This is a genomic window from Tolypothrix bouteillei VB521301, assembly GCF_000760695.4.
In the GTDB taxonomy this organism is placed as follows: Bacteria; Cyanobacteriota; Cyanobacteriia; order Cyanobacteriales; family Nostocaceae; genus Scytonema; species Scytonema bouteillei_A.
Window position 1 is genome coordinate 9,316,250 of record NZ_JHEG04000001.1, and the last position, 11,280, is coordinate 9,327,529.

Annotated in this window: 10 protein-coding genes and 1 pseudogene; 6 read left to right on the top strand and 5 right to left on the bottom strand. The window is 43.7% G+C overall.

Annotated features, from left to right (window positions below; translation table 11 throughout):
- Positions 1 to 15: 15 nt before the first annotated feature.
- Positions 16 to 1,623 (bottom strand): cryptochrome/photolyase family protein, encoded by a 1,608-nt coding sequence (locus tag HC643_RS38150; RefSeq protein WP_050045474.1) that lies wholly within the window; start codon positions 1,621 to 1,623, stop codon positions 16 to 18.
- A gap of 106 nt (positions 1,624 to 1,729) precedes the next feature.
- Between HC643_RS38150 and HC643_RS38155 the strand changes: the two genes are divergently transcribed.
- The 4 genes and pseudogenes from HC643_RS38155 to HC643_RS38170 all read left to right on the top strand — a co-directional run.
- Entirely contained in the window at positions 1,730 to 2,914 is a 1,185-nt protein-coding gene (locus HC643_RS38155) for a phosphoserine transaminase (RefSeq protein WP_038086392.1), read from the top strand.
- A 368-nt stretch (positions 2,915 to 3,282) separates the two neighbouring features.
- Complete coding sequence (gene leuC / locus HC643_RS38160; RefSeq protein ID WP_038086534.1) at positions 3,283 to 4,689, top strand: 3-isopropylmalate dehydratase large subunit; 1,407 nt, start codon at positions 3,283 to 3,285, stop codon at positions 4,687 to 4,689.
- Positions 4,690 to 4,875: 186 nt separating this feature from the next.
- Positions 4,876 to 5,484, top strand: coding sequence for a 3-isopropylmalate dehydratase small subunit (gene leuD / locus HC643_RS38165; RefSeq protein WP_038086395.1), 609 nt, complete (start codon positions 4,876 to 4,878; stop codon positions 5,482 to 5,484).
- Between the two features lie 325 nt (positions 5,485 to 5,809).
- Positions 5,810 to 6,238, top strand: a pseudogene (locus tag HC643_RS38170) (RNA 3'-terminal phosphate cyclase); the annotation flags it as partial.
- Between the two features lie 256 nt (positions 6,239 to 6,494).
- On the opposite strand, the gene HC643_RS38175 reads toward HC643_RS38170, so the two are convergent.
- Positions 6,495 to 7,211, bottom strand: coding sequence for a hypothetical protein (locus tag HC643_RS38175; RefSeq protein ID WP_038086397.1), 717 nt, complete (start codon positions 7,209 to 7,211; stop codon positions 6,495 to 6,497).
- 360 nt (positions 7,212 to 7,571) lie between these two features.
- Positions 7,572 to 7,919, bottom strand: a complete 348-nt coding sequence (locus HC643_RS38180; RefSeq protein WP_038086400.1) for a hypothetical protein — start codon at positions 7,917 to 7,919, stop codon at positions 7,572 to 7,574.
- Positions 7,920 to 8,195: 276 nt separating this feature from the next.
- On the opposite strand from HC643_RS38180, the gene HC643_RS38185 reads away from it, so the two are divergent.
- A complete protein-coding gene (locus tag HC643_RS38185) occupies positions 8,196 to 8,357 on the top strand; it encodes a hypothetical protein (RefSeq protein WP_408019819.1) in 162 nt (53 codons plus the stop codon).
- A gap of 66 nt (positions 8,358 to 8,423) precedes the next feature.
- Positions 8,424 to 9,278: a GNAT family N-acetyltransferase gene (locus HC643_RS38190; RefSeq protein ID WP_038086403.1), complete on the top strand. Its 855-nt coding sequence runs from the start codon at positions 8,424 to 8,426 to the stop codon at positions 9,276 to 9,278.
- On the opposite strand, the gene HC643_RS38195 is transcribed toward HC643_RS38190, so the two are convergent.
- On the bottom strand, positions 9,275 to 10,105 hold the full coding sequence (locus HC643_RS38195) for a DNA cytosine methyltransferase (protein ID WP_202048693.1): 831 nt from the start codon (positions 10,103 to 10,105) through the stop codon (positions 9,275 to 9,277). The genes HC643_RS38190 and HC643_RS38195 overlap by 4 nt on opposite strands.
- Before the next feature lie 11 nt (positions 10,106 to 10,116).
- Positions 10,117 to 11,109, bottom strand: a complete 993-nt coding sequence (locus HC643_RS38200; RefSeq protein WP_167844844.1) for a DUF1028 domain-containing protein — start codon at positions 11,107 to 11,109, stop codon at positions 10,117 to 10,119.
- Positions 11,110 to 11,280: the final 171 nt, after the last annotated feature.

Here is an 11,280-nt window from a genome sequence, read left to right on the forward strand (position 1 = left end):
AACTGCCTTCTTTAACTAGAAAGTAGCATGCCAATCTCGTGCTTGTTTGCGGATAGTTTCTAATTCTTCGTGAGAAATGCGGTCAAGGTGTCCCAAAATAAAGTTCATACGTCCCTGAAATTGTAGTTTATCGCGGTGACGGTCGAGAAAATCCCAGTAAAAGAAATTAAACGGACAAGCTTTTTCTCCAATACGTTCCTTTGGATTGCGATCGCATCCCTTACAATAATCACTCATCTTATTGACATAATTCCCAGATGCTGCATATGGTTTTGATGCCAACACTCCGCCATCAGCGAACAATCCCATACCAATAACATTCGTCTGCATTACCCAATCGTAAGCATCAATAAAAGTAGCATGAAACCAATTTTCTACTTCTTGTGGTGAAATTCCTGCAATCAAAGCAAAATTACTCAATACCATTAACCTTTGGATATGATGAGCATAGCCAGTGCGTTGCAACTGAGATAAAATTTGACGCAAACAATTCAAATCGGTGTCACCCGTCCAGAAAAATTCAGGTAAAGGTTGGGTGTGGTTAAACCAGTTTTTTTCAGGATAATCTGCACTCACCAAATGATAAATCCCGTGCATATACTCCCGCCAACCCAACACCTGACGGATAAAACCTTCAACACTATTTAAAGACAGTTTGTTTTGGTGATATGCTTTTTCTGCTGCTTGAATTACCTCTAAAGGTTGGAGTAATCCAACGTTGAGATACGGGGAAAGCATGGCATGCCACATTGTTTCTTCTCCCGTAACCATTGCATCTTGGTAAGGACCAAAATCAGGGAGGCGGTTGTTGACGAACCAATCTAATACTTCTAATGCTTGAGAACGGGTGACCCCCCAGCGAAAGGGTTCTCGATTATTTAACCGCAGATGGGCGCTGACGGAAGCGGAGAATTGGTTATCTTGCGGGCGTGTATCTGCTACAGGCTGGGGTTGCAATATTTCTGTACCATAGGTTGGGATGGGTAAAGAGTTAACGTGGGTAATGACTTTTTGAGTTATGTCATCTGGTTCAAACCATTTAGCTGGTGGTGTCTTTAATTTTCCTTTTGGCGGCTGACGATTGTTTTTATCAAAGTTCCATTGTCCTCCGGTTGGTTTATCTCCCTCCATAAGAATTTGAAAACGCCGCCTTCCTTCTCGATAGAAATCTTCCATTAACAATCTTTTGCGAAGCTTAGCCCAGGTTTTAAATTCTTCAGAATTCCATAAAAAGTGATTGTTGGGAATTAAGGTAAGCTGACAATCTAAAGATGACAGGTAAAGCTTTTCTAAATTTTCAATCAGTTTAAGAAAGGGGAGATCGTTGGGTATCATTACCCGTAATTCAGTAATTTGTTTTTCCTTAATCCACTGTTGAAGCGGTGTCTCAAAATCTTCTGCAGTTTTATAAGTGACTGAGTAACCTAGCTGTTGCAATTCTTCAGCAAAATGCCGCATTGCTGACCATACTAAAACTAGCTTTTGCTTGTGATAGGGTCGAGCTTGGACGTGATGCAATGACTCAATCATGATGACTTGTACTTTATCGGTTTTAAGACAACTTTGCAAAGCTGCTTGTTCTGACCAAAGTTGATCCCCTAATACCCAAACCCCAATTGTCATTTTTTTTGCCCGAACTACTAAAAAAATGTAAACAATTTTGAAGACATTACTCGGTATGCTGTAAACTAGCTAACCTAATGCCATACTGCCGCACTAAGTTCACTCTATGTCAGAGCATCTCTCTATCCCAACAATTAAACCCAATCTTCCCCATTTTTCCTCCGGTCCCTGTGCAAAACGTCCTGGTTGGTCGGTGGAAAAACTGGCAAATGCTTGTGTGGGTCGTTCTCATCGTTCCACAGATGGTAAAGCCAAGTTAGCAGAAGTTATCGAACGTTCCAAGAAAATTCTTGGTGTTCCCTCAGACTATCGTCTGGGTATTGTTCCTGCTTCCGATACAGGCGCAGTGGAAATGGCAATGTGGTCATTGCTGGGAAAGCTTCCCTTGGACATCTTGGCGTGGGAAAGTTTTGGTCAGGAATGGGTGAAAGATGTCGTAGATGAGCTAAAGTTACCTGATGCTCGCATTATGAAGGCACCCTATGGTAGTTTACCCGATTTACATCAAGTTGATTTTAGTCATGATGTGGTGTTTTTGTGGAACGGGACAACGTCTGGTGTAAGGTCACCTAATGGTGATTGGATAAAAGACGCTCGCCAAGGGCTGACGATTTGTGATGCGACTTCTGCTGTATTTGCAATGGATATCCCTTGGGAAAAGCTTGATGTCGTCACCTATTCTTGGCAAAAGGTTTTGGGTGGAGAAGCACAGCATGGAGTCATTGTGCTTTCACCACGCGCAGTAGAACGTTTGGAAAGTTACGAACCAGATAGACCCATACCAAAAATTTTCCGTCTTGCCCAAAAAGGTAAGTTGATTGAAGGAATCTTTAAAGGAGACACTATCAATACCCCATCAATGCTGTGCGTGGAAGATGCACTTGATGGTTTAATCTGGGCGGAAAGTATTGGTGGGCTTCCAGGACTGATTCGCCGCAGTGAAGCCAATCTCGCTGCGATCGCCCGTTGGGTTGAGAAAAGCAGTTGGGCTGCATTCCTTGCTGAGAATCCCGAAATTCGCTCCTGTACTTCTATTTGCTTGAAAATCAAGGATGCTTGGTTTGGGACTTTAAGCTTGGAAAAACAAGCAGAATTTGCCAAAAAACTGGCTAAAGTTCTGGAACAAAAAGAGGTCGCTTACGATATTGCATCCTATCGTTCCGCTCCTCCTGGAATTAGAATTTGGGGTGGTGCAACGGTAGAAACTTCGGATATCGAAGCCTTGTTACCTTGGTTGGATTGGGCTTTTGCTACAGTTAAAACTGAGTTTGAGAAACCTGTAGCAGTTTAAGCGATCGCACGATGGCAATGTTAACTACCCACACTATACACGAAGTGTTGGTGTGGGCTTGAAACAACCATATGAGACTAGCCCACGAGACTTGTTTTGTTAAGAACTTCTGAATATTTCCCTAGTTCGGATTATGTATGTGTGATTCGTTCACTAGAAATGAGTATATATAACTAGGCTTGGCTAAAGACAAGAAGAATAAGGACGCCACTCAAATTAAGCGCAATTCCTTCCGACACCGAATCAAAGATTACGGTGTGGAACTCCTTACGGTTTTAGTTGATGATAAGATAAAAATCCTGACTTCTTCGGAAGCTAAGTTCTTAAAAGAAAAGTCGATTGTCTCAAAAAATATAGATTTTGGGTTTATGAGTAAAGGGACTTTATTTGACAAGGTGTGGGACGCACATACGGTTGGTATACTTCCTTCAGGGCATACGCAACTCTTTATTGGATTGCACTTAATTCATGAAGTGACCAGTCCTCAAGCCTTTGCTATGTTACGGGAACGAGGTCTGAAGCCACTCTTTCCAGAACTGACTGTCGCTACTGTAGATCATATTGTCCCTACAGACAATCAAGCACGTCCTTTTGCTGATAGCTTAGCAGAAGAAATGATGCGATCGCTAGAGCAAAATTGTCAAGAGAATGGTATAAAATTTTATAATATTGGTTCTGGAAGTCAGGGTATTGTTCACGTGATTGCTCCAGAACTGGGATTAAGCCAACCGGGAATGACGATCGCTTGCGGAGATAGCCACACATCCAGTCACGGTGCATTTGGAGCGATCGCATTTGGGATTGGAACCAGCCAGGTACGGGACGTTTTAGCTTCCCAAACCTTAGCCCTATCAAAGCTGAAAGTCCGGAAAATCGAAGTCAACGGCACTTTAAAACCAGGTGTTTATGCCAAAGATGTCATTCTCCACATTATCCGCACACTTGGAGTTAAAGGCGGTGTAGGATATGCCTACGAGTATGCAGGCACGACTTTTGAGCAAATGAACATGGAAGAACGGATGACCGTTTGCAATATGTCCATAGAAGGTGGTGCTCGTTGCGGCTACGTCAATCCGGATCGAATCACTTACGATTATCTTAAAGACAGAGACTTTGCCCCCAAAGGAGAAGATTGGGATAAAGCCGTGGCTTGGTGGAATTCCATCCGCAGTGACGCCGATGCAGAATACGATGATGTCGTTGTCTTCGATGCTGCTGAGATTCCCCCCACCGTTACCTGGGGGATCACACCCGGTCAAGGGATAGGAGTGAACGAACTCGTACCCACCCCCGAAGAACTGCCAGAACAAGAACGGTTCATAGCTGAGGAAGCTTACCAGTATATGGATCTGATTCCAGGCGCACCTATTAAGGGAACGAAAGTTGATGTTTGCTTCATTGGAAGCTGTACTAACGGACGCATTAGCGATTTGCGAGAAGCGGCTAAAATTGCTAAAGGTCGTCAAGTCGCACAAGGCGTGAAAGCTTTTGTTGTCCCAGGTTCGGAAAGGGTAAAGCAACAGGCTGAAGGTGAAGGTCTCGATAGAATCTTTTTAGAAGCGGGATTTGAGTGGCGCGAACCGGGATGTTCAATGTGCCTTGCGATGAATCCCGACAAGCTTCAGGGAAGGCAGATCAGTGCATCTTCCTCCAATCGCAACTTCAAAGGAAGGCAAGGTTCTGCTTCCGGTCGGACTTTGTTAATGAGCCCCGCAATGGTTGCTACCGCAGCGATTAAAGGGGAAGTGTTTGACGTGCGGGAAATGCTGTCCTGATGGGGAGTAGCGATTGGAGACTGCGGACTTACCTCCTTCCCAGGCTGAGCCTGGGAATGCCTGAGAAGAGGCTCCGCCTCCCGATCTAGCTCACACGCGAGGCAGAGCCTCGCAATCTGCATTCCCAGCCAGAGACTGGGAACGAGAGGAATCCAAAATCCAAAATCTAAAATTCAAAATTCTTTTATGGTAAGTGAAGTCAAACTAGTTTCAGGACGGGGTATTCCTTTAGTAGGCAATGATATCGATACAGATCGCATCATTCCCGCCAGATATTTAAGGTGTGTCACCTTTGATGGATTGGGCGAACACGTATTTGCTGATGACCGTACAGTCTTAAAAGGACAGCACCCTTTTGACCAGCCTCAGTACAAAGGAGCCAATATTTTGGTAGTAAACCGCAACTTTGGTTGCGGTTCATCACGGGAACACGCACCACAAGCCCTTGCCAAATGGGGCATTCAAGCGGTAGTTGGTGAAAGCTTTAGTGAAATCTTTTTTGGGAATTGTGTTGCTATAGGAATTCCTTGCGTGACTGTTGATACAGAAACTGCTAAAGAACTGCAAGAGAAGCTTGCTGCCAATCCTCAAGTCACCATCTCAGTGAATTTGGAAAGCTTGCAGATTCAGTGCGGTGACTTCTCAGCTTCCGTTTCAATCAATGAAAGCACCAGAAATATGTTTTTATCTGGAAGTTGGGATGCTTGCGGTCAGCTAGTGGCGAACAAAGACCAAATTCGGGCAACAGCAACAAAACTACCTTATACCAGTTGGCATCAGTCAGTTGCAAGTTAGTCAAAACCTTCTGAAGACGCGTCATGGCGCGTCTCTACATTTTTCTTCGTGTCCTTTGCGACGCCAGGTGCTTCAACGGGGGGCTTTGGGGTCCCCACTTTGTGGGGTTGGGGGGAAACCCCCCTACGGGTTCACCAGTCCCCAGGGCGCGGGAAACCCGCCTCCAGGGCTGGATTCACCGCAACGCACTGGCTCGTCTTTGCGGTTCATTTAAATAGATAATCCTTAGGCTGGAAGAGAATACTTATAGTTGTATCATTCGCTGGTTTGATTTTAACAGTTGCAAGGTTGGCTTGAATTTAAAGTTAAAAACTCAAAGTCACCCATGATTGATATTGACGGTTCCTATGGAGAAGGCAGAGGACAGATACTCCGTACTTCTCTCAGTTTATCTGCCATCACCGGTCATCCAATCCGGATAAATAATATCCGTGCTGAACGCGATAAACCATGGCTAGCCGCACAACACCTAACATCGGTTCGTTCTACAGCAACGATTTGTGGTGCTAAAGTCCGTGGAGATGCAATGGGTTCAATGACTTTGGAGTTTATTCCCGGTAGTACCGTACAAGTAGGAAATTATACTTTTGACGTGAGCGAGGCACGGGAAGGTGGTTCCGCTGGTGCTGTTGGTATGGTGTTACAAACTGTACTGTTACCTTTGGTGCTTGCAAATGGCAATTCCCATGTAATACTCCGGGGCGGAACCCATGTTAATTACAGCCCCTCAATGACTTGGACAACCATTGTGTATACTGCTGCTTCAACTCCGATTTTCTTTTACCGCACTATCGCCTCACTGTTTAACCATATCTCCAACTAAAACGCCTGGGTATAAAGAGGTAATTTGATAAAAACTTACTTATACCAATTCTATGTGAAGTTGCACATTATTGCCCTCACATTAGAAATGTGGAGCTATACAAACAAAGCCTGCCTTCGCAGGCTAATTGTATGCATCTTCATAGAAAATTGGTATTAAATGATTTACGTCAAAAAATCTAATCAACTCAATTGCCAACATCTCTAAGGAGATTGTGATAGGCTGTTTCTCTATCTTTTAAATACCGATATTCTTCCTTAATTCTTCTGAACTGTGCATCTATTGCTTGTATATTAAGTTTTAAATCGTTATCTAACAGTACATCTATCTCGCAAGCTGCTATCTCACTGCTCATCAAAATCTCTCCAATAAAATTGTGATAAAAATGCTGTAATTCTTTTCCTTTAGTAATTAAACTCTCAATTTGAGAAAAGGATTTTTGATACACCTTTAGTTGATTGCTATAGATGTCTGAGGAGGTTGCCATCAATGTGGTTATTTTTTGTATCTTGTCTCTTTGAGAGCACAACTTCTTAATTTCTTCTTCAAGATGAAAGTACTCATTCACTAGAGGTACGATTTCTTGGTAGCCTCTCAGTCTTATCTTATCTTGAGTCCTAAGTTTAGATAAAACTGGAACGCGAACACGTCTAATATTAAACGTTTCTTTAGTGTAAAAGATATATTCACCATCATTATAAGTAATACAAATAACAGAAGGGCTTAGCTCAGTCCAATTAACTTGATAAAGGATACCAAATTTTAAATGTTGGTGCTTGGAGCCAACGCTTGAATGAGGAACTCTCAAGACACCAAGGCGTTTAATTTGCCATACCTTTTGAATGGGATATAGGAAAAAATAGTATAGTCCACCTAGTCCGAGCAGAATCAGGATGAGTGACATAGAATCTATGTTTGCATCTGTTAGATAGTGTAATTATAGTCGAATGTTACAGAGACACAAAGAAAACAAGCCCCATTGCCTTCTTTTTTGTTCCTTTAATTCCACATCAGGAACTCTTTGTCCTGATAGTACGTGTACTGTTTATCTTTCGACTCAAAGTATTTTTCAACTGTTGTTTTTGTAGCAATAGCACTTTCCAACTCATGACCCCCACTCATTCATAAACGTTCTCTCACCCAGTTATTGATAATTAGGTTGTGGAAAAAGCAACGCTATTTCAAACCCTTGAACTTTGTTCCATTCAAAATTGTACTTATCCATAATGCTAGGACTCGTAATATGGCACTTTATTTTAACCTCTCATGGATGGTCACAAGCAACCCTAGCAATATCTCCAGCCACTGTCCCTTCAGGATATCCGCTATTATTAGGATGCCAGTCAAAGTTGTAGTATTCTGCCTGGACATCATACGGAGAACAAGCTGCAATCGCAGAATGTTTTTTGATGTCTCCTTTAGTACTAAGCCAGAAGTTGACGTGCCTCCATCCAGCCTTAGTTTTATATTCAGATCGGTTGTCTAAATCTACTTGATAAACTATTCCATCTGTACTAATCGCAGCAGTTACAAGACGTTCAGCCGAAGCTTGACCTGCAATTCCCAAAACGGAGGTCATAACAAACAAACAGTTAAGAACAACGGATTTCATAATTGTTAGTGAGAGTAGATACGTTTGGTTGTAATAAACAACAATACTAGATACGTACATTTCCGGGAGATAATGTAAAATTTTGTAAATTATACGGAAAAAATAGTACTAACACTTATTGATAACAACTTAAGTCTGTATTGCTGTGGTCAACGGGTAATTGTATAAGCAAAGCTTAATGGGTCAAGCCGTATTGCTTGCTTAGTTGAGAAGCTTTTTTATCAGCAGTCTATTTGTCCCCTTACGGGGAAGAGGGTTTGTAAAGAAAGGTTACTATTGCCAGCTGCTTTAGCATCAACAACAAGTGAGTACCAAGTGGCTGTTGTTAGCAATCATTTAACGACGAATGCTTCTATTATTGAACTGTTTGGATTGGCAAAGGTAACAGTAAATGAACAGGAGAACCGAGTCGTAGTTGAACCGTTAGGACGCTACTGAATGTCATAATTGTCCTACAATGAAAAACTACCTACCAACGCAGTCACTCATTCGTAAGAAATAACAGTGAGCAACCAAGTAGAACTCATTCAGCATCAGGATGCTTGTAGCTTCAATCAAAGGGTGCGCGATTTCCTACTGCGTAATGAAGCGTTGCATCACAATATGCTATCCCAATGTTATGCACTCACTCATACACCAGAACCGTTAAAACAATGCCCAAACTTGCTCACCTTAGAGTCTAATGGAGAAGTCCTTGCAGTGGCGATAAAGCATTGGGACAACTCCGTTTTCATTTCAATGGAAACTCCTGGATGCGGAGTCGATTTACTGGCGCAACACTTGAAGCAGCAGGGCACTTTGTCACTGGTAAATGCTCCGTCTGATGTCGCTCAACGCTTTGCCCAAATCTGGACTCAGCTTACGGGACAAGCCCATACACCTGAAATGACAATATATGCCTATCGTTCGGAACAGATTCGCCCCTTCACCTGGGCAACAGGTCAATTACGACAAGCAACTTCTTCAGATCTCTCTCTCGTTAGCCAGTGGTATGCTTCCTTTTCCGAAGAAGCCTTGGGCAAGCTTCCAAACAACTGTCAGGATTGGGCAACTCGTCAAATCGACCGGGGTCATGTATTTCTCTGGGAAGATGGCAACCCGGTTTCGATGGGATGCAGAATTGGAAAAACCGCCAACGGATTTCGAGTCTCGCTCGTCTTCACTCCAAGAGAACATCGCCGAAAAGGTTATGGAAAAACCTGTACTGCAGCCCTGACTCAACGGTTGCTAGATGAAGGTCAGCGTTACTGCTTTTTGTATGCGGATAAAAAGAATGCTTCAAGCAACCGGATGTATCAAGCGCTCGGCTATGAACTGATGGGGGAGGCACAAAATTATCGTTTTGCCACTGCTGACTAGAGATGCGTTACGGTTTTATTGTCGTTACCATTTAAATACGTTTTTACAGAACGAGCTAGAGCCTTTGCCAACATTGGAGGAACAGCATTGCCAATCTGGTTGAACTGACTGTTTTCAGAACCTTGAAATTCAAACCAATCTGGAAAGCTTTGAAGACGAGCACCTTCACGCACTGTCAGTCTTCTTCTGCGTCCATCCGGTAAGCGGATTCGTAACATATCACCCGTTGCACCGCATAAATTACGACAGGTAAGTGTTCTAGAAGGTGTATCAAGATGAACATCTCTAGGCTTTATACATTTAGAAGCTATTTCATATTTCTTAATATATTCATCCATGCTAGGAGTCAGAAATCTTGAGTTAGGCGGGACTGAATTCGCTAGTTCTCCCAAAGCGTCACCAGCTGTATATTGTGAACCATGAATATGGGTTTTTACAGGCCATCTCCAGCCACCTTTATGGGCAACACAAAAAAGACGTTCTCTTTTTTGAGGTACACCATAATCGACTGCGTTTAATATTTGCCATTCAACAACGTAGTTAAGTTCTTGCAGAGCACAAACAATTTCTTCAAAATACTTTTTATTACGAAAGAGCATTCCCCGCACATTTTCAAATAAAGCCAGTTCTGGGCGATAACGTTGAACCGCAGAAATAAAAGTAGGAAAGCCATCGCGACTATCTTTTAAACCTTGTTGATGTCCACCGACACTAAAGGGCTGACAAGGAGGACCACCTATAATAACTGTAGCACGCTCGACTAACCTGGATGCTTGTGTGAGATTAACTTGATTGCATAAATTATGTATATTGCGCCTGTATGTCATACAAGCTTCTTCTAAAATTTCATAACCAATAGTTTTAAACCCTCCTCCTCCTTCACCGTCAACAATCCCACCTTCGGCAACCGTTTCGTCATTTCCCGCCAGTTCGCATCTTTGGCATAAATGCTTTGCAGCATCTGTGCCGCCTTCGGCACATTCCCACTATTTGCCAGCGTGATCGCTGTCCAGTACTGCATTTCCAGATTGTCGGGAAACATTTTCATGGCTGCGCCGTATTCCTGCATGGCTAGCTCCATGTTGTTGACTTCCACGGCCAGGTCGCCATTGTTCATGTATTCGTAGGCGCGGTGCAGTTTGAGCAGGCGTTCCAGTTCGGCGAGGGGGTTGGCGTGGTCGTCTACTCGCAGATCCACGAGGTGGTTGTCGTCCCAGGGTTTGCCGGTGGCGGTACCCTTTACTACGATGATCACGGCAGATTGTTTGCCCCGGATGTCGCCGCCTGCTTTTTGGGCTGCTTTTAGCGCTTCGAGTACCTGCTCGGCCAGGGGGAGTTGGGCATTGGCCTCAAAGGCTTTGGCCATAGCTCCCGGTACTTGATTGGTTAGCATCATATTCGCTTGTACAGCGTAGTTTTTGCCTTTCAGGTCGCCTGCAAAATCAACACAGCCCTTGCCTGTGAAATTGGCTACATTGCCAAGGGCGTCTACAATACCTACCTGGCGCACCTCTTTGCCGGGGTCGTCGGAGAGTAGGATATCCAGGGCTTCCTGGGCGGTTTTACCCTGTTTGAGCAATTCCAGTCCACGGATTCCGAAAGATTTATTGACAAAAGACTGGGTGGCTACCGCCCCTACGCCTGCCTCGGCCCAGGATACCACAGTACCCACACTAAACCAGTGACTTTGTACACCAATGGCCATATCCCCGGTTTTTTCATCGCGGGCCACGATGGAAAAGGTGTGGGCGAGGCCCTTGTCTTGTTTGAAGAATTGGGCCTGAACAAGGTTACTCATAACCATAAATAGAAAAAGAAGCAGGTTTTTCATGGTGTTTGGATTTAGCGAGAAAAGTAGCAAAAGGAGTGGAACAGTAAGAATGAAAATAAGTTTGCGCCAAAATCACGTCACATTATGCGCCAGTTTCCCCCATTGATGACACGACCAAAACCGCTTGGGGATAAAAAACAGTAACTCGGCATTTGGAGGTTTTACAGGCAC